Annotated in this window: 24 protein-coding genes and 4 tRNA genes; 7 read left to right on the forward strand and 21 right to left on the reverse strand. The window is 67.4% G+C overall.

Features of this window, described 5'->3' with window-relative positions; all coding sequences use genetic code 11:
• Positions 1-68: 68 nt before the first annotated feature.
• The 13 genes from KIH27_RS02180 to KIH27_RS02240 form a co-directional block, all read right to left on the reverse strand.
• Entirely contained in the window at positions 69-497 is a 429-nt protein-coding gene (locus KIH27_RS02180; RefSeq protein WP_214091279.1) for a hypothetical protein, read from the reverse strand.
• On the reverse strand, positions 494-1,042 hold the full coding sequence (locus KIH27_RS02185; RefSeq protein WP_214091280.1) for a hypothetical protein: 549 nt from the start codon (positions 1,040-1,042) through the stop codon (positions 494-496). The genes KIH27_RS02180 and KIH27_RS02185 overlap by 4 nt, the downstream gene beginning before the upstream one ends.
• Entirely contained in the window at positions 1,027-1,812 is a 786-nt protein-coding gene (locus tag KIH27_RS02190) for a TIGR04255 family protein (protein WP_214091281.1), read from the reverse strand. The genes KIH27_RS02185 and KIH27_RS02190 overlap by 16 nt, the downstream gene beginning before the upstream one ends.
• A gap of 211 nt (positions 1,813-2,023) precedes the next feature.
• A complete protein-coding gene (locus KIH27_RS02195) occupies positions 2,024-2,737 on the reverse strand; it encodes a hypothetical protein (protein WP_214091282.1) in 714 nt (237 codons plus the stop codon).
• Positions 2,738-2,779: 42 nt separating this feature from the next.
• Complete coding sequence (locus KIH27_RS02200; RefSeq protein WP_214091283.1) at positions 2,780-3,217, reverse strand: hypothetical protein; 438 nt, start codon at positions 3,215-3,217, stop codon at positions 2,780-2,782.
• A gap of 7 nt (positions 3,218-3,224) precedes the next feature.
• Complete coding sequence (locus KIH27_RS02205; RefSeq protein ID WP_214091284.1) at positions 3,225-3,530, reverse strand: VOC family protein; 306 nt, start codon at positions 3,528-3,530, stop codon at positions 3,225-3,227.
• On the reverse strand, positions 3,527-3,676 hold the full coding sequence (locus KIH27_RS02210) for a hypothetical protein (protein ID WP_214091285.1): 150 nt from the start codon (positions 3,674-3,676) through the stop codon (positions 3,527-3,529). The genes KIH27_RS02205 and KIH27_RS02210 overlap by 4 nt, the downstream gene beginning before the upstream one ends.
• Positions 3,673-3,939, reverse strand: a complete 267-nt coding sequence (locus tag KIH27_RS02215; protein ID WP_214091286.1) for a glutaredoxin family protein — start codon at positions 3,937-3,939, stop codon at positions 3,673-3,675. The genes KIH27_RS02210 and KIH27_RS02215 overlap by 4 nt, the downstream gene beginning before the upstream one ends.
• Positions 3,940-4,052: 113 nt before the next feature.
• Positions 4,053-4,829, reverse strand: a complete 777-nt coding sequence (locus tag KIH27_RS02220) for a hypothetical protein (protein WP_214091287.1) — start codon at positions 4,827-4,829, stop codon at positions 4,053-4,055.
• A gap of 110 nt (positions 4,830-4,939) precedes the next feature.
• Entirely contained in the window at positions 4,940-5,779 is an 840-nt protein-coding gene (locus tag KIH27_RS02225) for an AcrVA2 family anti-CRISPR protein (protein WP_214091288.1), read from the reverse strand.
• Entirely contained in the window at positions 5,776-6,663 is an 888-nt protein-coding gene (locus KIH27_RS02230) for a hypothetical protein (protein ID WP_214091289.1), read from the reverse strand. The genes KIH27_RS02225 and KIH27_RS02230 overlap by 4 nt, the downstream gene beginning before the upstream one ends.
• A gap of 105 nt (positions 6,664-6,768) precedes the next feature.
• Positions 6,769-7,284: a hypothetical protein gene (locus tag KIH27_RS02235; RefSeq protein WP_214091290.1), complete on the reverse strand. Its 516-nt coding sequence runs from the start codon at positions 7,282-7,284 to the stop codon at positions 6,769-6,771.
• Between the two features lie 57 nt (positions 7,285-7,341).
• On the reverse strand, positions 7,342-7,596 hold the full coding sequence (locus KIH27_RS02240; RefSeq protein ID WP_214091291.1) for a helix-turn-helix domain-containing protein: 255 nt from the start codon (positions 7,594-7,596) through the stop codon (positions 7,342-7,344).
• A gap of 114 nt (positions 7,597-7,710) precedes the next feature.
• Between KIH27_RS02240 and KIH27_RS02245 the strand changes: the two genes are divergently transcribed.
• Together KIH27_RS02245 and KIH27_RS02250 are read left to right on the forward strand one after the other, a co-directional pair.
• Positions 7,711-8,238 carry a helix-turn-helix domain-containing protein gene (locus KIH27_RS02245; RefSeq protein WP_214091292.1) on the forward strand — a complete coding sequence of 176 codons (528 nt, stop codon included), beginning with the start codon at positions 7,711-7,713 and terminating at the stop codon, positions 8,236-8,238.
• A complete protein-coding gene (locus tag KIH27_RS02250; RefSeq protein WP_307856762.1) occupies positions 8,235-9,458 on the forward strand; it encodes a tyrosine-type recombinase/integrase in 1,224 nt (407 codons plus the stop codon). The genes KIH27_RS02245 and KIH27_RS02250 overlap by 4 nt, the downstream gene beginning before the upstream one ends.
• 47 nt (positions 9,459-9,505) lie before the next feature.
• Here the strand turns inward: KIH27_RS02250 and KIH27_RS02255 are convergent.
• From KIH27_RS02255 to KIH27_RS02265, 3 genes are all read right to left on the reverse strand, one after another.
• Positions 9,506-9,579, reverse strand: a tRNA-Phe gene (locus KIH27_RS02255).
• Between the two features lie 30 nt (positions 9,580-9,609).
• Positions 9,610-9,683 (reverse strand) — tRNA-Asp (locus KIH27_RS02260).
• A 54-nt stretch (positions 9,684-9,737) separates the two neighbouring features.
• Positions 9,738-9,810: transfer RNA gene (locus tag KIH27_RS02265), tRNA-Glu, on the reverse strand.
• Positions 9,811-9,955: 145 nt separating this feature from the next.
• Here KIH27_RS02265 and KIH27_RS02270 point away from each other — a divergent pair.
• Positions 9,956-10,031 (forward strand) — tRNA-Lys (locus KIH27_RS02270).
• A gap of 12 nt (positions 10,032-10,043) precedes the next feature.
• On the opposite strand, the gene KIH27_RS02275 is transcribed toward KIH27_RS02270, so the two are convergent.
• Positions 10,044-10,946 carry an SAM-dependent methyltransferase gene (locus KIH27_RS02275; protein WP_214091293.1) on the reverse strand — a complete coding sequence of 301 codons (903 nt, stop codon included), beginning with the start codon at positions 10,944-10,946 and terminating at the stop codon, positions 10,044-10,046.
• A gap of 84 nt (positions 10,947-11,030) precedes the next feature.
• Between KIH27_RS02275 and KIH27_RS02280 the strand changes: the two genes are divergently transcribed.
• The 3 genes from KIH27_RS02280 to dusB all read left to right on the forward strand — a co-directional run bounded on the left by KIH27_RS02280 (position 11,031) and on the right by dusB (position 13,745).
• Positions 11,031-11,501 (forward strand): nucleoside deaminase, encoded by a 471-nt coding sequence (locus KIH27_RS02280; RefSeq protein ID WP_214091294.1) that lies wholly within the window; start codon positions 11,031-11,033, stop codon positions 11,499-11,501.
• 88 nt (positions 11,502-11,589) lie between these two features.
• The gene (locus KIH27_RS02285; protein ID WP_214091295.1) at positions 11,590-12,594 is read left to right on the forward strand and encodes an acyl-ACP desaturase; all 1,005 of its coding nucleotides are present in this window, start codon (positions 11,590-11,592) and stop codon (positions 12,592-12,594) included.
• A 17-nt stretch (positions 12,595-12,611) separates the two neighbouring features.
• The gene (gene dusB, locus KIH27_RS02290; protein WP_214091461.1) at positions 12,612-13,745 is read left to right on the forward strand and encodes a tRNA dihydrouridine synthase DusB; all 1,134 of its coding nucleotides are present in this window, start codon (positions 12,612-12,614) and stop codon (positions 13,743-13,745) included.
• A 10-nt stretch (positions 13,746-13,755) separates the two neighbouring features.
• Here dusB and KIH27_RS02295 read toward each other — a convergent pair whose 3' ends face one another.
• From KIH27_RS02295 to fabG, 4 genes are read right to left on the reverse strand one after another with little or no spacing between them, the layout of a single operon-like run.
• The gene (locus KIH27_RS02295) at positions 13,756-14,439 is read right to left on the reverse strand and encodes a GntR family transcriptional regulator (RefSeq protein WP_214091296.1); all 684 of its coding nucleotides are present in this window, start codon (positions 14,437-14,439) and stop codon (positions 13,756-13,758) included.
• A gap of 5 nt (positions 14,440-14,444) precedes the next feature.
• Positions 14,445-15,638 carry an acyl-CoA dehydrogenase family protein gene (locus KIH27_RS02300; protein WP_214091297.1) on the reverse strand — a complete coding sequence of 398 codons (1,194 nt, stop codon included), beginning with the start codon at positions 15,636-15,638 and terminating at the stop codon, positions 14,445-14,447.
• Positions 15,635-16,849: an acetyl-CoA C-acetyltransferase gene (locus KIH27_RS02305; protein WP_214091298.1), complete on the reverse strand. Its 1,215-nt coding sequence runs from the start codon at positions 16,847-16,849 to the stop codon at positions 15,635-15,637. The genes KIH27_RS02300 and KIH27_RS02305 overlap by 4 nt, the downstream gene beginning before the upstream one ends.
• Entirely contained in the window at positions 16,846-17,586 is a 741-nt protein-coding gene (fabG, locus tag KIH27_RS02310) for a 3-oxoacyl-ACP reductase FabG (protein WP_214091299.1), read from the reverse strand. Before fabG ends, KIH27_RS02305 begins: the two co-directional genes overlap by 4 nt.
• A gap of 89 nt (positions 17,587-17,675) precedes the next feature.
• Between fabG and KIH27_RS02315 the strand changes: the two genes are divergently transcribed.
• Complete coding sequence (locus KIH27_RS02315) at positions 17,676-18,836, forward strand: acyl-CoA dehydrogenase family protein (RefSeq protein ID WP_214091300.1); 1,161 nt, start codon at positions 17,676-17,678, stop codon at positions 18,834-18,836.
• The last annotated feature ends 201 nt before the right edge of the window (positions 18,837-19,037 follow it).

Raw genomic sequence — 19,037 nt, forward strand, 5'->3', positions numbered from 1 at the left:
GAAACCGAAGGGTTGTGGGACGGTGACCAGAACTGGGGCAGCTCCCATGGATCAGTTCGTCATTACGGTCATGCCGTAGTTCCTGTATGGATGATCTTCGCTCGCTTGGCGAGGGTCTCCCGCGCTACCCGCCCCTCCTTCTTCGGCAAACCGTTATCGACGATCAGTGAGTGCGCCACGTCGCGGGGGTGGGGTTGCTCGGTTTCTGGATACGGATCGAAAGCAACCCCAAGGCCCACGTCGCGGACATCCCCGACCAGGATTGAGAAGATGCCGTTCCGCGGTTCGCGCTTCACATCCAACCAGCTGAGGCCGTGTTCAAGCAGGATCCGGTTGCGGTAGCAGGAGATCCCGTCAGCATCGAAACGGACCGCAGCCACAGCGATCATCACTTCCTGCGTCCCCTGGTCGGTGACAGTCCACTGGGCGTGAGGAATGCTGGGTGAATACCGGTGCAGGGTCTCTTCGCAGCCGATAGTCGGGTCGTCTGGACTCACCGTGAGATCAGTTGGTGCTGGATCCCCGCACTGATCTTTTCGAGAAAGGTACGCGAGTCGTCAAGGGCAGCCTCGAGCCGCCCCGAAAGGGTGGTATCGCCTGGCGCGAAGTCGTAGTCGAAGGCATCTTTCCCGTCGCCCCAGCAGGCACGGAACATCAGCTCGCCATCTTCGAATTCGATCGTGAGCCGGTCGCCGTTGACCAGCCAGGTTATGCTCACCCCCCCGTCGGGAAGCGGCGAAAACTGCGGGGTTGCGAGACCGTCCGAACGGGTGACGGCCCCGATCAGGGAGACTGCAAGATTGGCGATCGTGGTGTCCACTGGTCGTCCGGTGCCACCATCCCAGCCGTAAGGTATCCGTGTGAGTTCAACGACCTGACGTTGTGCATAGACAATGATCTCTGCACGTGTCGGGAACGGAGGGTGCGGTTCACCTCCACTCACCCACCGGCGAACCAGCTCATCCTGGGTAAACACCGGCACGGCTCTGGCAGCCATCGTGATTGGCGACCGTTCAATGACCAGCATCAGCTTTTCTCCCATTCGACGTGCGCGCTCTCCGTCGTGAAGCGTTCGAACGTCCGTACGCCCTCGGCGTGGGCCGTGTCGAGCGCACCTAGAACGTCCGACGAAGAGAGTTCAGCATCTACTGCCACCATAGATGCGATCTCAAGCTGCAGGTTGTTTTCGTCAGCGGGGTAGCTCAGGGAGATCGTCTGACTGCCGTGCCGCTGTCCGTCCGCACGGCTCAGTTGACGTTCCATCTGGAGTCTCGTCGCGGCAAGCCCGTCGATTACGAAATTGGGTGAGAGTGCGTCGATGACCCGCGAAATATCAGCGGCGCTACCGACTGGTATCCGATTGAAGAACGCTACTTCTGCGGCCGTCGGCCTGAGTACGCCGAACTGTGCACTTTCGACGTAGCGTTCAAAGTCACCCCAGATGCTCGATAGTTCACCACGCAGCACGTCGTAGCGGGGGTACGGTGCGTCACCTGACTGCTTGCGCCAGTTGACCAGAACCCGGTCGTGCTGCACCTGGATCAGTAGCGACTCGTCTTCGGTCAGTGCCCACAGCCGCGCTAGAGGAGCGGCATTCCCGACCTGGAATGTGAAAGCCGCCTGCGGTCCCGGGGGTGGTAGAGCCGCCTGCTGCCGAACCTTAGGGAAGCGTTCACGCCACTTATCGACCAGCCTCACCAGCGCCACAGTGTCCAGACCCGGGAGCTGTAAAAAATGGACACCTACCGCGACTTCTACCACCGGTGGCTTTTCGAACGATGGGAGTGCTCCAACAGCTGCCATGTCTCCCATGCTGCAATGCTAGGCCACCGCGAACAGCGGATTGCTGCAGAGCGGTGCGGTCGGTGCGTCTAGAGGCGACTACACGTGCCCGGTCGATGCCGACCAGGCGTCTGTCAGCTACAACGTCGAGTGCCCCACCGCCCCCCTTCAGCACCCGGCCGAGGACGACGAGTTCGTGCTCAACGAGCATCAGGCAACTCCACCAGGCCCGATGGGTGCGTCACTGTGGGGCACGCTCGTCGTCAGCGCTCGGTTCCCAGTTTTCGAACCGCGCTGCTATCTCTTCCTGATGTTCGATGATCCACTCGACGGTGTGGCCAGACCGCCGCGCGGGTTCGCGGTCGCCGGCAGCCTCGTCAGGCTCCCCAGGGTCCTGGTAGACCTTCAGCACCACCGCATCCACGACCCCACCAAGCGGCTCACCTGGACTCTCGGCATCCGCCCGGATCCACCGGAGCCCGCCATCCACCGTCACCGCCCGGACACGCTCGACACCGGGATCCGCAGCGACCTCGACCAGCTCCCCGTCACCGGTTTCCATCAAAACCGGTGCCCCATCAGCGATTCCAGCCAACCGGTGGCGAACATCCCGGATAGCGTAACTGCGGCGACCATGGGTGGTCTCGGTAAATTCGGCGCAGGCCGGGCAGACAGTGAAAATCCATACATGGATTCGGGTCGGTTCCCCGGGGGCTCCACAGCGAACACAGGTGTGCGCGGATTCCTCGGCGGCTTCGGCGATCAGCTCCCGAACCTGTTCCCGCACGGCCTTGTCCGCGATCGTGACGCGGACCTTGAGGCGACCGATCTTGTCCTTCGCCTCGGTGATCACCAAGCCGGGGTCGATCGCTGCCAGCCGTTCGGCGAGGCGGTGATAAATCGGCATCCACCCGCCATCGAAGGGCGCTTCCAGCGGCGGAAGTGTGGTACTCATGGTCGCTATTCTACCGACGGATTGTGCTGTTTACCTGGGGTTTTAGGTGTCGACGGTCACCGCCGGCCGGTATCCCCGCCCGGACGCCGCGGCGCACGCCGGGCAGAGGGTGGCGAGCCAGCGACGGGGGGTTTGGTGGAGGGAACCGGGGGCGCCGCAGGTTTCGCAGACGGTTCGGGAAATCTCTTCGGCAGCGTCGGTGATCGCCTCCATCCGACGCCGGGCGGCGGCGGTGGTTCCGGCGGAAGGGGTGGCGAAGAAGCGGAGTTCTCCGTACTTTTCCCGGATCTCATCGATCCGGTAGTCCGGATCAACCGCGGCGATGGCAGCACCCGTCGCCGCGACCAGTGGGTACCAACCCTGCCGACACTCGACCCGACCTCCCCACTGTGCCAACAGCTCCCGGGGATCTACACCGACAGCTTGGATCCCGTCGGCCGCCGCGGACAAGGCCGCCTTCACCGCTGAATCCTCGTCCACACCTGCATTATCCGCCGGCATTGACCACCACCACATTCCCGTCCGGATCCCGCCAGGCCCCGCCGGCCGCTCCTGGAACCATGAACCCGAGCCGGGTTCGGGTTGGCGGGCGGGAGGGCCCGGCGGGATAGAGCTCCAGGACGCAGCCGCCGGCGATGGTGGCGGCGTAATGGATCGGGCCGTTGCCGTGTTTCTCCCGGGCGAAGGTCAGACCGACGGTGTCCTCGTAGAACCGCCGGGATGCTTCCAGATCCGCCACGTACAGGACGATCAGGGACAGCCTGGCACGGCGGGCAGTTCCCGCGCTGCTCACACCGACTTCCGTTCCACCCAGCGGTCGTACGCCCGTCGCACCCGAGGCACCGTCACGGCGACGACGCCCCAGATGATCCCGAACGCAACGAGGGCCATACCGAAGCCGACGACTCCGGCGATGCTCACCTCGACGAGCGGGTTCACGCCGCGCCCCTACGCCCCCGCGCCAACTCACTGATCCGATCCGGCCGATGCCCCGACCAGTGCTCCTCGCCGGCCACGACGACAGGTGCGGAGCTGTAGCCCAGGTCGAGCACCATCTGCCGGCCGTCGTCATCGGCGGTGAGGTCGATGACATCGAACGGGATGCCGGCCTGGGCCAGCGCCCGGGTCGTCGCCCGGCAGGGCTGGCAGTGAGGTTTGGTGAGGACGATGACCTCGGGGAGTCCGTGGTCGATGGATACCATGAGAAGACCTTTCGTGAAGGGGAAGGTGATGGTGGGAAACCCCGTCCCCCACCGGAACCCGCGGCTTGGTCGTTGACGGATTCCGGTGGGGTGGGGGGCTTCTCCCCCGCGGATCAGGCAGCCGCACTCGTCGCAGGTGCGAAGGCGGCCAGTACCGCGGACGCATCGGCAGATGTGGCACGGACGGGCAACGCGGCCAGGGCATCGCGGAGAGCCACTCGGTCCTCAAACTGCGGGATCGGCAGCGCATCCGCTTTGCACATGACCTCGACCGTCCAAGGTCGATCCAGCGGCACTGCGTGCGCGGTCTTCGTTATGCGCTGCAGCTGCCCGGGGGTGGGAACCGGTCGGTGGATCACCTGTGCGACCTGCTCCCCTCCGATCACGCATCGAGACCCGGGGGCGGTGGGGACGGCACCTACCAGGTGCGGTCGGGCGTCAGCGGTTTCGGTGCTCAAGGCGAGCTGCCGTACCCGGCGTCGCCCCACGCGGCGCAAGTCCGCTATCCGGGCGTAGGCCGGAGCATCGAGGTGAGGCGCCCACATCCCGCCTGCGTCTAACGCCGCCCGGAGAGACCGCCAGGCGGCGGGACGGCCGCCCAGGTACGGCAGGCCGGCCCCGTAGGTCGCGGTGGGATCCTCGCTGCGGGGGGTTGCGGCGTGCTTTATCACCCACTCAGCAGCGTCGGATCGATACCAGAGCCCGTACTGGACACGGCCGTCCGGCAGGCGGGCGTCCCACAGCGTGTGGTAGCGGGTGAAACAGCTGTTGCTGTATGCCCGGCTGTTGTGCCAGCCGCGTGTGATCTCCCCCAGCGTCTGCTTGGTGCCCTCATCGACCACCGCCCAGCCGCCAGGGATTCCCCGGAGGTGGTAGTTACCGTAATTCATCTACTAAAGTCCTCTCCCTAGAGCCGTTTCTTCTCTTGGATGCCCCCGGTGCAACGGGGGTTTCCGCTTTTCTGGGGGCCGGTGAGCTCCGTCGGCGGAAATCTGTGGGGTCAAATCCGGTGCACACGAACCGGATTCCTTATCGGTCTGTCTTCCGGGCCGCAGACGAACGGATCGATCCAGATGCGCCGCCGCTGTGTGCGGCCGGGGCCGAACGGCTGCCGCCGCCAATGCCCGCGAACCGTCCAGCGGTGGTCGTGGGTGATCGGGTGGTGGCCGCCGCCGACGGTGGACGCGTGCGCGGCCCGAGGCGCCCGGATGTCAATCACGGACACCTCGACCGGGCGGTGGCGGCTGCGCGGTCGGCGACCGTCCCGGCGCTGTCTGCCGCCCACGACAACGGCTTCCGCGGTCGTCGCCGTGACTTCCCGCTCCGTGGGTTCGGCGTAGAGCGTCCAGGCTGCGCGGATCAGTGCGGTGAAAAAGTTGAGGAGGGGATACACGGCGGCGTCCGTCGACGACGCCGGACGTCCACCGTCCGGGGGGCTGCACGGGGGATTCCCGTCGCGGTTGAGCAGGAAACTGATATGGCTGCCACCGTCACGGTCTAGCAGCCATACCTGAAAACCGGGGATGTGTGGCACGACCGCTCCCGGCTGGGTGATCATCCCGCCGGTGGCCGCCAAGTCGGCGACCGGCTCCACGACCGCGGCGTGGATCGCGGTGCCTTTTTCCAGCACCTCACCACGCTCATCGATGACGAGACGTCCCAAGCCCAGGATGAATCCATCGGCCGGCAGCGGCTCGGCGGTAAGCTCGAGCCCCCGATGCCGTAATGCCGAAAGAATCCGGTCGATCGCGGAATCGGACAACCACAGCAGCTCGGGATCGTCGTCTCCGCGACGCATCGGACGGAATGTGTCGGCGAAACGCCGCGGATTCCAGCTCATTTCGCCACCCACCCCTCCGCGGTGTCAGTGACGGTGATCCGCTGGCCGCCGAACGAGAGCATCCAGCTGCCCGTATGCCGGCCGCGCTCCGGCGACACGCCCGCGTCGGCCGCCATCGTCATGAGCTCTTCCACCAGCTCGTCCGAGGTGGCCAGCCCGACGCTGTCAACTCGGCCGATCCGCTCCAACTGGTCGATCAGGTCACCCACGGTGGTGGCGGGGCGGACCGGGGTCACCGTCCAGCGACCGGCGTCGACCCACACCTCATGCAGCTCGCCGCCGATGCGCGCCAGGCCGTAATCGTTCATGCCGTAGTCATCCGCGACGGTCTCGAATTCGCACACCCCGAACAGGTCGGTGAGGTCCTCGCAGTTGGTCAGCGCCTCAGCCAGCTCCCACGCGGTGTCGATCTCATCCGTCGGCCCAAGGCCGTACTGGGCGAGCATCTCCGCGAGACGCACCTGCAGGGTGCTGGGATCATCGCCCCGATCCCAACGCACCTGCGGGGTGTATGCCTGGGCGCCACACCCGCCGCACTGGCCACCCCAGTAGGTGGCCGTGCGGGAGCAGCAGGGGTACTGCCCGTACAGCCGCAGCTTCACGGTGGTGTCGTTGACGACGTGCACCTCGATCCCGCGCTCCACCCCGTCGTCACCGACGTGGGCGTGGCACGCACCATCAGTCGCATCGATGGCCCGGTCGGCGAGCTTCTCCAGATCGCCGTCCGGCACCCCGTCGCGGTCGAGGCCATCGTCGTCGAGACCGTCTTCGTCGTAGCCGTCCCGGTCGCGGCCGTCTTCGTCGAAACCGTTCTCGTCGTAGCCGTCGGCGTCGTAGCCGTCCTCGTTGAAACCGTCGACGCCCTGTGCCTCTGTAATCGTCATTGTGATACCTTTCTTGGGTAGATCGTTTCTTCTTGGATGCCCCGGCTGGCACCGGGGTTTTCCGCTGTTCTGGGGCCATTTCGGCCCGGCGGAAATCTGTAGGGGTCAGGCGGATTCCGCCCGAAGCCGGTCGCGTTGCGCGTAGGCGACCTCCTCGAGGTCGTAGTAGCCGTAGCTCTCAGCCCGGGCGTCGGCGGCGACCCGCTCGATGATTGCGTCCAACTCGGCGTCGGTGGTCTCCGCGGTGATGGTGGCGTTCATCAGCGCTGGCTCGACGGTGGCGGAGATCAACTCAGCGCGGTCGCATCCGCGGTACCGGTCGATGATCTTCTCGGCCTGGTCGTCGAGATTGTCGTCGTCGAGCCGGTCACCCCAGCCCTCCTCGGAGGCTTCCGTGAGGATCGGGGCCAGCTCCGCCAGAAGCCGGTTCGCATCGGCCGGAAACAGCGGCGGGATCTCGACGTAGGTGACGCTGCGGCTGCTCTCGTTGGCCTTCGCCATCGTGGCGGCGAAAACGGTGTCGCCGTCGCACTGCGCGTAGGCGAAGCCGGGGTTGCCGCTCTCAGAGCCCTTCACCCACAGCGGCTCGGTGACGGGGGTGATGGTGATCGTCTTGGTCATTTTCTGTCTCTCCTTGTGTTCAGCCCGCCCATGGTCGGCCGGGTCAGGTCTGTGGGGTCAGGCGGCGCCGGGGCCGGCCAGGTAATCGGTGATCGCGTCTGCGGGGATGAGCCGCCGGCGTCCGACGCGGACGCTGCCGAGCTCGCCGTTGCGGAGCAGCTGCCAGACGGTCGACTCGGCGCAGCGCAGGTGCTCGGTGGCCTCTGGGACGGTGAACAGCACCGGCACCTTCGGCTTCTCGAGCTCCGGGGTTTCCGCCTGCGCTTCGGCGATTACCAGCGCCAGCCGGACTGCAAGCTTCTCGATATCCATCCGTCCTGTCCTTTACTTGACTCCGTCGTGGATCAATAATGATGAATCTAACCTCGAACCACGACGGTGTCAACATGAACTCGGAGTGTCTCTATATCCGCTACACTCCGGTGCATGCCGCCGAAGCCCGTCGAAGCCGGATTGACCAGCCAGGCCGTCGCCCGGAACCTCCGGGCGATCTGTGCGGATCAGAAGCTCAGCCTGCGGAAACTGGCCGAACGGATGCCCGAGGACCGGGCCCTGACCCACACCCAGCTGAGTGCGATTCAGCGGGGCACCAGGACGGTCTCCGTGGACGACCTCACCGCCATCGCCGTCGGACTAGGGGTGTCGCCGATAACGCTGCTCATCCCTCCGCTACCGGAGGGGCTTCCCGACGAGCGCGAAGCCCGGGCGAAGGCGCCGGTGGCATTGACCGGCACCGGGCCAACGTGGGCGGTACGCGCGGTTGCCTGGCTGCAGGGGACGGTGCCTATTGACTTCGCCCCCCGAGATGCCGCCGAGCGGAGTTTCCTGGTGGAGAAGTTTCGGCGAAAATCCTTGCCGTGGTGGGCCTTTCCCGACCCGAAGATCGACCCGGCCGCCGACCTGTCGGATGGTGTGGAGTCGGTGCCAGACGGTGGCATGGGGGTCCCGGAGTGACCAGGGCACCCCGTTCCAACCTGCCGCCGCAGATCAAACGGAAGGAGCTGCCTTCCGGGGCGATCCGGTACGAGGTGGTGGTCGATGTCGCCCGCAGCGGGAAACGCCATCAGACCCGGAAGCGGTTCGTGAGGCTCCAGGATGCGAAGGATCATCTGGCCGCCCTCCAAGGCGACGTCGCCCGCGGAGTCCACGTCCGCCCGGAGACCTTGACCGTCCAGCAGGCTGTGGATGCCTGGCTTGCCGGCAAGGAACTTCGACCGAAGACCCGAAGCGCCTACGTCACCGCCCTGCGTCCGGTGGTGGACGCCCTCGGCGACCGGCGGGTGCAGTCGATCACCAAGGCAGACATCGACACCGTCGTGCGGGATCTGGCCGCCGGCACCAGCCGGATGGGCACCTGGAACGCGCCCGCCAAGCTGACCAAGAACGCGAAGAAGGTCCGCGCCCCCTGGGCGGCGACGAGCATCAACCCGATGCTCGCCCGGCTGCGCTCGGTCTGGGCGGATCTGGTGCAACAGGGGATCGTCGCCCGGAACGTCCCGGCGCTGGTGCCGGCGAGGAAGACGACGAAGAAACCGATGGCGACGCTGTCCACTGAGCAGATCGAAGCTCTGTTCGCCCACGTCGCCGGTCAACGCCTCGAACCGTTCATCCGCCTGGCGCTGCTCGGGCTGCGCCGCGGGGAGATCGGCGCCCTGCGGTGGGACGGGGTAGATCTGGATTCAGACCTGCCGACGGTGACCGTGGCCGCCAACCGGACAGCAGTCGCCGGCGGCGCCCACGAGGCAGGCCCGAAGACTGAGGCCGGGAAGAGGGTGCTGCCGATCCCGGACGATCTGCAGCCCGTGCTGCAGCAGGCCCAGAAACGATCCGAGACCGAGCGGGCCGCGGCGGGGAACAAATGGGTCGGCCAGGGCTACGTCGTCGCCGACGAGTTCGGCAACCCGTATCACCCGGACACCCTCTACAAGTACTGGACGCGGACGTTGAAGGCGGCGCGTCTCCCCCACGTCCGTCTCCACGACGCCCGGCATTCCTGCGCGACCTTGATGCACCAGCGGGATGTCCCCCTGGCGGTGATCGCGGCCTGGCTCGGGCACACCGACGCCAGCTTCACGCTTCGCACCTACGCCCACTCGGACCCCTCGGCGCTGGCCGCCGCGGCGGCAACGCTCGGTTCCCTTGTGACATCTCGTGACACATCGTCGTCGGACTGAGGCGGTCCAGAAATAAGAAAACCCGCTGCTACCAGCGGGTTTATCTGTGGCCAGGGCCGGGATCGAACCGGCGACCTTCCGCTTTTCAGGCGGACGCTCGTACCAACTGAGCTACCTGGCCGGAAGGCACCAGGTGCCTCGCCGTATAAAGCGACCCTGACGGGACTTGAACCCGCGACCTCCGCCGTGACAGGGCGGCGCGCTAACCAACTGCGCCACAGGGCCTTGCTGTACTGCTTCACTACTGTTTACCGCTTACTCCGCGTCGCCGCGTCGTAGTACCCCCTACGGGATTCGAACCCGCGCTACCGCCTTGAAAGGGCGGCGTCCTAGGCCGCTAAACGAAGGGGGCCGATCCGAATCTCTTCGGGGTACTCGCCGACGTGTTCACGTTGGGAGCTTCGATAGCTTAGGGCACTGCGGGCCAAATCCTCAAACCGCCCTGGTTCAACCCCCCACACCGGCCGATTCGGCGGGCAGTATCCTGATCCAGCACGGCCCCTATAGCTCAGTTGGTAGAGCTACGGACTTTTAATCCGCAGGTCCCAGGTTCGAGCCCTGGTGGGGGCACCAGCACCGCAATCATCACCGCAGCGTCGCGCTGAGGTAGGTCATCCCGGCGAACGCCTGGGCGACCTCGTCGTCGGAGTACGGAAAGCCATTGGCGCCGTGCAACTCCAAGACCGTCCGCTCGGACACCGACCAGCCGGCGGCGGTCAGATAGTCGACGACGTCGTTGCGCTCACCGTGGTACACCAGCTCGCCGATGTCGACGGTGAACCCCAGCCGGCCCATCCGCTCCTGGCGGGTCCGCCACGCCGGCGTGTCGAAAACGCTTGTGTCCTGGATGAATTCGCACGCGAACCGGCTGCCGGGCGCGCTGAGCGCGGTGATGTTGTCCAGCAGTGCGTCCTGAGCCTCCGACGGCAGGTACACCACCAGTCCCTCGGCGCTCCACACCGACGGCGCGGCCGGGTCGAAGCCGGCGTCGCGCAGCGCGGCCGGCCAGTCATCGCGCAGATCGATCTTCACCGTGCGGCGCTGCGCGGTCGGCTCGGCGCCCAGGCCGCGCAGCGTCTCGGTCTTGAAGTCGATGACGTCGGGCAGGTCGATCTCATAGACGACGGTGCCCGCAGGCCAGGGCAGCCGGTAGGCGCGCGAATCCAGCCCGGCGGCCAGGATCACCGCCTGCCCCACGCCGTCGCGTGTCGCGTCGAGGAAGTGCGCGTCGAAGAACCGGGTCCGTACCGCCATGCCCTGCGCCATCCGCTGCGGGTTGAAATCCGAGCCGGCCGGCACGTCGACCGTGCCTTCGGCCAGCCGGGTGTAGGCGTCCATGCCGACCGCGCGCACCAGTGGCGCGGCATACGGGTCGTGAATCAACGGGTCCGGGCCGGCGGCGGCCAGTGCCCGCTGCGCGGCGATCATGGTGGCGGTCGCCCCCACACTCGTCGCCAGATCCCAGCTGTCCTTGTCCGTGCGTGCCATCGTTGAGCCTCTCATCCAGCCGAAACATAGATCAGCTACTGACTATCACAGCCTCGGCGTGCCCATTGGCTACCGTGGATCGGCGTGGACTTCGCACAGCACACCATCGACCTGGCCAACCGCAATGTCGCCGAGGGCGGCCGGCCCTTCGCCACCGTCATCGTGCGCGACGGCACCATCCTCGCCGAAGCCGCCAATCAGGTGGCCCAAACCCATGACCCGACGGCGCACGCCGAGATCCTCGCGATCCGCGACGCCTGCACGAAGATCGGGAGCGAGCACCTCACTGGCGCCACCATCTACGTGCTGGCCCACCCGTGTCCGATGTGCCTGGCGGCGCTCTACTACTGCTCACCCGACGAGGTCGTGTTCCTGACCACCCGCGATGACTACCGCCCGTACTACCGGGACGACCGCAAGTACTTCGAGTTGGACACCTTCTACCCGGAATTCGCCAAGGACTGGGCGGACAGGCGGTTACCGATGCGCTACGACCGACGTGACGCCGCACTCGGCGTCTACCGCCGGTGGCGCACGGCTCACCCGGATATGTGACGCGGCACGCCCGCGAAAAACTTGCTGATACCGACGTACACAGATATATTTCCTGCAACTAGCGGACACAGATAACCCGGGAGTGCCCATGGCGCCGAAGCTGAGCGACCTTCAGCTGCTGCGAGAGTTCGAGCCGGTGGTCGAGAAGGCCATCAACCGACACTTCTCGATGACCAAGGACTGGAACCCGCACGACTACATTCCGTGGGCCGAGGGCAAGAACTACTACGCGCTCGGCGGCCAGGACTGGGACCCCGAGCAGGCGCAGCTCTCCGAGGTGGCACGGGTCGCGATGATCCAGAACCTGCTCACCGAGGACAACCTGCCGTCGTACCACCGCGAGATCGCGATGAACTACTCGATGGACTCGGCCTGGGGCACCTGGATCAACCGGTGGACCGCCGAGGAGAACCGGCACGGCATCGCGCTGCGCGACTACCTCGTCGTCACCCGCAACGTCGACCCGATCGAGCTGGAGACGCTGCGGATGGAGACCGTCAACCGCGGTTTCAGCCCCGGCCAGAATCAGCAGATCTCCGGCGATCTGTTCGCCGAAAGTCCTTTGGACTCCGTCATTTACGTGACGTTCCAGGAGCTGGCCACCCGGATCTCGCACCGCAACACCGGCAAGGCGTGCAACGAGAGCGTCGCCGACCAGCTGCTCGCGCGGATCTCGCATGACGAGAACCTGCACATGATCTTCTACCGCGACGTCGCCGAGCACGGCTTCAACATCGCCCCGCAGGAGGCGATGAACTCGTTGCACCGGGTGCTGGACAACTTCCAGATGCCCGGCTACGTGGTCCCGGAGTTCCGGCGCAAGGCCGTCATCATCGCGGTCGGCGGCGTCTACGACCCGCGGATCCACCTCGACGACGTGGTGATGCCGGTGCTGAAGAAGTGGCGGATCCTCGAGCGGACCGACTTCACCGGCGAGGCCGCCCGCTACCAGGATCTGATCGGCAAGATCGTCGAGGGGCTGGAAGAGACCTGCGAGAAGTTCGAGACCGCCAAGCAGCGCCGGCTGGAGCGCGAGGCCAAGGTGGCCGAGAAGAAGGCCGCGAAGAAGGTGCTCGAACCATCAGCGTCCTGACCACCGTCGAGCAGCCGCTGAAGATCGGGTCGATCGAGCTCGCCAGCCCGGTCGTGCTCGCCCCGATGGCCGGTGTCACCAACGTCGCGTTCCGCACCCTCTGCCGGGAGTTGGAGCGGTCCCGGATCGGCACCGTCAGCGGGCTGTACGTCTGCGAGATGATCACCGCCCGCGCCCTGGTCGAGCGCAACGAGGCCACGTTGCACATGACGACGTTCGGCCCGGACGAGTCGCCGCGCTCGCTGCAGCTGTACACCGTCGACCCGGACACCACCTACGCGGCGGCGAAGATGATCGCCGACGAGGGTCTGGCCGACCACATCGACATGAACTTCGGCTGTCCGGTGCCGAAGGTGACCCGCCTCGGCGGCGGTTCGGCGCTGCCGTACAAGCGCCGGTTGTTCGGCAACATCGTTGCCGCCGCGGTGCGCGGCGTGGCCGGCACTGACATCCCGGTGACGGTGAAGTTCCGCATCGGCATCGACGACGCCCACCACACCCACCTGGACGCCGGCCGGATCGCCGAAAGTGAAGGCGCCGCAGCGGTTGCCCTGCACGCCCGCACCGCGGCGCAGCGCTACTCCGGCACCGCCGACTGGGAGCAGATCGCCGCACTCAAACAGCACGTCCGCAGCATTCCCGTGCTCGGCAACGGTGACATCTTCGAGGCCGCCGACGCGCAGGCGATGATGGCGGCCACCGGCTGCGACGGTGTGGTGATCGGTCGCGGCTGCCTGGGCCGGCCGTGGCTGTTCGCCGAACTGTCGGCGGCGTTCACCGGCCGTCCGACGCCCACTCCCCCGAACCTCGGTGAGGTCGCGCAGATCATCCGCCGGCACGGCGAGTTGCTGGCCGCCCACTTCGGCGAGGACAAGGGCATGCGCGAGATGCGCAAGCACATCGCCTGGTATCTGCACGGTTTTCCGGCCGGCTCGGATCTGCGCCGCGAACTGGCGCTGGTCTGCACCCTCGACGACCTCGACGCGCTGCTGGCCCGGCTGGACCCCGCGGTGCCGTTCCCGGACGCCGCCACCGGCCCGCGGGGCCGGCAGGGGTCGCCCGGCAAGGTTTCGCTGCCCGACGGCTGGCTGGCCGATCCGGATGACTGCGCGGTGCCGGCCGGGGCCGACGTCATGCACTCCGGCGGCTGAGCGGCCCCCCTCAGTCTTGGTCCCGCCCGTCGAGCACCCCATGCTCGATCAGGTGGTCGATCAGCGGTGCCGCGCCGGAGGCGAGGTGCTCGGCCATCGCGCTGCGCGCCCGGTCTTCGTCACGCCCGGCCAGTGCGGCCAGCACCCGGCGGTGGTGCCGGATCGACTCGGCCGGGTAACCGGCGACGATCGGGAACACCGATTCCGGTGCGTACCGGGTGATCTGGGACATCAGCTGGGCGAGTTTGGGTGAACCGGCGGCGACGTTGATCGCCCGGTGGAACTCGTGGTTGAGCCGCACGGCGCGCTCCTCGTCGGCGGCGGCGTAGGCGGCCTCCAACTGGTCCTGGATGGCCTCGATCGCGCGCACCGCGTCGTCGTCCATGCGGGCGGCGGCGCGGGCTGCGAGTTCCCCGCCGATGTGCGCCTGCACGTCGGCGACGTCGACGATGTCCCGGCCGGTCAGCGGCAGCACCACGAAGCCGCGGTGCGGCTGCTGGTCGAGCAGGCCCTCGGCCCGCAGTCCGAACAGCGCCTCGCGCACCGGGGTCACACTGACGCCCAACTCGGCGGCCAGCTGATCCAGCCGGACGTACTGCCCGGCCGGGTAGCTGCCGTCGAAGATCCGCTTGCGGACGAACCGGGCGACCTCCTCGGAGAGCTGGGATCGTGCGGGGAAATCGGGGGCGCTCACCGGGATCAGATCCGGTAGTCGGCCAGCAGGCGCTTGCTGATGATCTGCTTCTGGATCTCACTGGTGCCCTCGCCGATCAGCAGGAAAGGCGCGTCACGCATCAGGCGTTCGATCTCGTACTCCTTGGAGTAGCCGTAACCGCCGTGGATCCGGAAACTCTGCTGGGTGACCTCGTTGCAGTACTCGCTGGCCAGGTATTTCGCCATACCGGCGGCGACATCGTTGCGCTCGCCGGAGTCCTTCAGCCGGGCGGCGTTGACCATCATCAGGTGCGCCGCTTCGACTTTGGTGGCCATCTCGGCCAGTTGGAATGCGATCGCCTGGTGTTCGGCGATCGGCTTGCCGAACGTCTCGCGCTGCTGGGCGTAGCGCACCGCGAGTTCGAATGCCCGCAGCCCCACCCCGCAGGCGCGCGCCGAGACGTTGACCCGGCCGACCTCGATGCCGTCCATCATCTGGAAGAAACCCTGCCCCGGGACGCCGCCGAGGACGTCGTCGGCGCCGGCGGCGTAGCCGTCGAAGATCATCTCGGTGGTGTCGATGCCCTTGTAGCCGAGCTTGTCGATCTTGCCGGTGATGGTCAGGCCGGGTTTGACCTCCCCGAAACCGACGGGCTTCTCGATCAGGAACGCGGTCAGGTTCCGGTGGGGCTTCTCGGCGCCCTCGTCGGTGCGCACCAGCGCCGCGACCAGGGTGGAACTGCCGCCGTTGGTGAGCCACATCTTCTGACCGTGAACGGTGTAGCCGCCGTCCGGGGTGCGGGTGCCGCGGGTGCGGATCGCGGCGACATCGGAGCCGAGTTCCGGCTCGGACATCGAGAACGCGCCCCGGGTCTCCCCGGTGGCCATCCGCGGCAGGTAGCGCTGCTTCTGCTCCTCGGTGCCGTGCTGGCGCAGCATGTACGCGACGATGAAGTGGGTGTTGAGCACACCGGAGACGCTCATCCAGCCGCGGGCCAGTTCCTCCACGCAGAGCGCGTAGGTGAGCAGTGATTCCCCCAGTCCGCCATGGGATTCCGGGATCATCAGACCGAACAGGCCCATCTCACGCATCGTGTCGACGAGGGCCTGCGGGTAGGTGTCGGTGCGTTCCAGTTCTGCCGCCGCCGGGATGACTTCCCGGTCGACGAAGCGCCGCACCGTGGCGATGATCTCGGTCTGGAACTCGTTGAGCCCCAACGTCTGCGCCAGTCGCGTCACGAGTCGATCCTCTCGAATACCGCGGCCAGCCCCTGACCGCCGCCGATGCACATGGTTTCCAGCCCGTAGCGGGCGTGACGCCGGGTCAGCTCCCGGGCCAGGGTGGCGAGCATCCGGCCGCCGGTGGCGCCGACCGGGTGTCCCAGGGAGATCCCCGACCCGTGCACGTTGATGCGTTCCCGGTCGGCGGCGGTGAATCCCCACTCCGCCAGCACCGCGAGCGCCTGCGCGGCGAACGCCTCGTTCAACTCGATCAGGTCCAGGTCGGCCAGGCGCAGCCCGGCTTTGGTCAGCGCGACCTCGGTGGCCGGCACCGGGCCGATCCCCATGACCTCCGGCGGCACCCCGGCGACACCCCAGGAGACCAACCGCACCAGCGGGGTCAGCCCCAGCCGCTCGGCCTTCTCCCGCGTGGTCACCACGCACATCGACGCGGCGTCGTTCTGGCCGCTGGAGTTCCCCGCGGTCACCGTCGCATCCGGATCATCGGACGACAGAACGGGTTTGAGCCTGCCGAGCGATTCCAGCGTGGCGTCGGCACGCGGATGCTCATCGGTGTCGATGAGTTCCGCGCCGTGTCGGGTCCGCACCGTCACACCGATGATCTCCTCGGCGAACACGCCGCTGCGCTGGGCGGCCACCGCCCGCCGGTGCGAGGCGACCGCGAGTTCGTCCTGCGCCTCCCGGGAGATGCCGTACTCGCGGCGCAGGTTCTCCGCGGTCTCCAGCATGCCGCCGGGGACCGGGTGGTGCCGCCCGCCGGCGGTGGTACGGCCACGAGTCAGACCGTCGTGCACCCGCACGCCGCCGCGGGAACCGCCCCAGCGCATGTCGGTGGAGTAGAAGACGACGTTGCTCATGCTCTCCGTGCCGCCGGCGATCACCAGTTCACTGTCGCCGGAGCGGACCTGCAGGCAGGCCTGGATCACCGCCTGCAGACCGGAGCCGCAGCGGCGGTCGACCTGCATACCCGGAACCCGCACCGGCAGACCGGAATCCAGCGCGACGACCCGCCCGATCGCCGGGGCCTCACTGCTCGGATAGCAGTGCCCCAGCACGACGTCGTCCACCTCGTCGGCGGGAATCCCGGTGCGCTCCAGCAGGCCGGTCAGCGCCGCGACGCCGAGATCGACGGCGGTCAGCGCGGCGAACATCCCGCCGTACCGACCGATCGGGGTGCGGACCGGTTCGCAGATCACCGCCTCGGTCACAGGTGCCGGCCGCCGGTCACGTCGAGCACGGTGCCGGTCATGTACGACGACAGGTCGCTGGCCAGGAAGAGGGCGACGCCGGCCACCTCGTCGGGTTCGCCGGCCCGGCCCATCGGCACCTCGGCCACCTTGGAATCCCAGATGCGCTGCGGCATCGCCTCGGTCATCGCCGAGCGGATCAGGCCCGGCTGGATCGCGTTCACCCGGACGCCGAGGTACGCCAGTTCCTTGCTGGCGGCCTTGGTCATCCCGACGATGCCCGCCTTGGCCGCCGAGTAGTTGGTCTGGCCGATCATGCCGACCTTGCCGGAGATCGACCCCATGTTGACGATCGCACCGCGCTTGTTCTCCCGCATGATCGCCGACGCCGCGCGCAGCCCGTTCCAGGTGCCCTTCAGGTGCACGGCGATCACCTGGTCGAACTGCTCCTCGGTCATCTTGCGCATGGTGGCGTCGCGGGTGATCCCGGCGTTGTTCACCATCACGTCCAGGCTGCCGAAGCGCTGCACGGCGGTGGCCACCAGGGCCTCGACCTCCGCGCTGCGGGTGACGTCGCAGGACACCGCGGCGGCGACGTCGGCGCCGCCGAGCCGTTCGGCCGCCACCCGGGTGGCGTCCAGGTTCACGTCACCGAGCACCACCCGCGCGCCCTCGGCGACGAAGCGCTGCGCGATCGCGTAGCCCAGTCCCTGCGCTCCGCCGGTGATGACCGCCGTCCGATCGGTCAACAGTCCCATCGCAGTTCCGCCTCTCGTCCGCCCGCTAGCCATGCATCATATTTCATATATGATCCTGCCGTAAATCGATCAGGAGGGTTCGCAGGCGGATGAGTGAAGTCAGCGACGACGATTTCGCGGAGATCCTGGCCCAGACCCGCCGCTTCCTGCGCACCGCCGTCGTCCCGCGCGAACAGGAGATCCTCGACGGTGACCGGGTCCCCGACGACCTCCGCGAGCAGGCCAAGGCGATGGGACTGTTCGGCTACGCCATCCCCCAGCAGTGGGGCGGCCTCGGCCTCGACCTGATCCAGGACGTCGAGTTGGCGTTGGAGTTCGGCTACACCTCGCTGGCGCTGCGCTCGATGTTCGGCACCAACAACGGGATCGCCGGTCAGGTCCTGGTCGGGTTCGGCACCGACGAGCAGAAATCCCGTTGGCTGGGCCCGATGGCCGCCGGCGACGTCGTCGCGTCGTTCGCGCTCACCGAACCGGGCGCCGGGTCCAACCCGGCCGGGCTGACCACCAAAGCCGTCCGGGACGGGACGGACTGGCTGATCTCCGGTGCGAAGCGGTTCATCACCAACGCGACGGTCGCCGACCTGTTCGTGGTGTTCGCCCGCACCCGGCCCGCCGACGCGCAGGGCGCCGGTATCGCGGTGTTCTTGGTCCCCGCGGACGCCGCCGGCGTCGAGGTGGGGGCGAAAGACGCCAAAATGGGCCAGGAGGGCGCCTGGACCGCCGACGTCGTCTTCACCGACGTGCGGGTGCCCGACACCGCACTGGTCGGCGGCGCCGAGGACCTCGGCTACTCCGCGGCGCTGACCTCGCTGGCCCGCGGCCGGGTGCACATCGCGGCGCTGGCGGTGGGCGCCGCACAGCGCGCCCTCGACGAGTCCGTGGCGTATGCGGCCACGGCGACCCAGGGCGGGACGCCGATCGGCGACTTTCAGCTGGTACAGGCGATGATCGCCGATCAGCAGACCGGGGTGCTGGCCGGGCGGGCACTGGTGCGCGACACCGCCCGGCGGTGGGTCAGCGGCGAAGACCGGCGGATCGCACCGTCCGCGACGAAGCTCTTCTGCACCGAGATGGCCGGCCGCGTCGCCGACCTCGCCGTGCAGATCCACGGCGGAACCGGGTACATGCGCGGCGTTCCGGTGGAGCGGATCTACCGTGACGTCCGGTTGCTGCGGCTCTACGAGGGCACCAGCGAGATTCAGCGGCTGATCATCGGCGGCGGCCTGGTTCGAGCGGCGCAGCGCCGGTGAGCCGACCCGCACGGGCGGCATAACAGCAGGTGGGGACGCTTTCTCTGATCGGGGCGGCGGCCCGGGATCCGGGGCGCGGCGCAGCCGAAAACCGACATTATGCCCCCGGGTAGCCGAACTGAGACGATTACGACATCGCGTGTCGGCCGAAATCTCAGTACGATGAGTGACTTGTAGCGCGGCCCGGCGGGACGCGTGGAG

This window comes from Mycolicibacter acidiphilus (assembly GCF_018455725.1).
Classification (GTDB): domain Bacteria; phylum Actinomycetota; class Actinomycetes; order Mycobacteriales; family Mycobacteriaceae; genus Mycobacterium; species Mycobacterium acidiphilum.

Bases quoted from the DNA above. Each gene is read 5' to 3' on its own strand.
- KIH27_RS02185 (WP_214091280.1), bottom strand. From the start codon at position 1,042: ATGGGAGAAAAGCTGATGCTGGTCATTGAACGGTCGCCAATCACGATG.
- KIH27_RS02190 (WP_214091281.1), bottom strand. From the start codon at position 1,812: ATGGGAGACATGGCAGCTGTTGGAGCACTCCCATCGTTCGAAAAGCCA.
- KIH27_RS02195 (WP_214091282.1), bottom strand. From the start codon at position 2,737: ATGAGTACCACACTTCCGCCGCTGGAAGCGCCCTTCGATGGCGGGTGG.
- KIH27_RS02215 (WP_214091286.1), bottom strand. From the start codon at position 3,939: ATGGTATCCATCGACCACGGACTCCCCGAGGTCATCGTCCTCACCAAA.
- KIH27_RS02220 (WP_214091287.1), bottom strand. From the start codon at position 4,829: ATGAATTACGGTAACTACCACCTCCGGGGAATCCCTGGCGGCTGGGCG.
- KIH27_RS02225 (WP_214091288.1), bottom strand. From the start codon at position 5,779: ATGAGCTGGAATCCGCGGCGTTTCGCCGACACATTCCGTCCGATGCGT.
- KIH27_RS02230 (WP_214091289.1), bottom strand. From the start codon at position 6,663: ATGACGATTACAGAGGCACAGGGCGTCGACGGTTTCAACGAGGACGGC.
- KIH27_RS02235 (WP_214091290.1), bottom strand. From the start codon at position 7,284: ATGACCAAGACGATCACCATCACCCCCGTCACCGAGCCGCTGTGGGTG.
- KIH27_RS02240 (WP_214091291.1), bottom strand. From the start codon at position 7,596: ATGGATATCGAGAAGCTTGCAGTCCGGCTGGCGCTGGTAATCGCCGAA.
- KIH27_RS02245 (WP_214091292.1), top strand. From the start codon at position 7,711: ATGCCGCCGAAGCCCGTCGAAGCCGGATTGACCAGCCAGGCCGTCGCC.
- KIH27_RS02275 (WP_214091293.1), bottom strand. From the start codon at position 10,946: ATGGCACGCACGGACAAGGACAGCTGGGATCTGGCGACGAGTGTGGGG.
- KIH27_RS02285 (WP_214091295.1), top strand. From the start codon at position 11,590: ATGGCGCCGAAGCTGAGCGACCTTCAGCTGCTGCGAGAGTTCGAGCCG.
- fabG (WP_214091299.1), bottom strand. From the start codon at position 17,586: ATGGGACTGTTGACCGATCGGACGGCGGTCATCACCGGCGGAGCGCAG.
- KIH27_RS02315 (WP_214091300.1), top strand. From the start codon at position 17,676: ATGAGTGAAGTCAGCGACGACGATTTCGCGGAGATCCTGGCCCAGACC.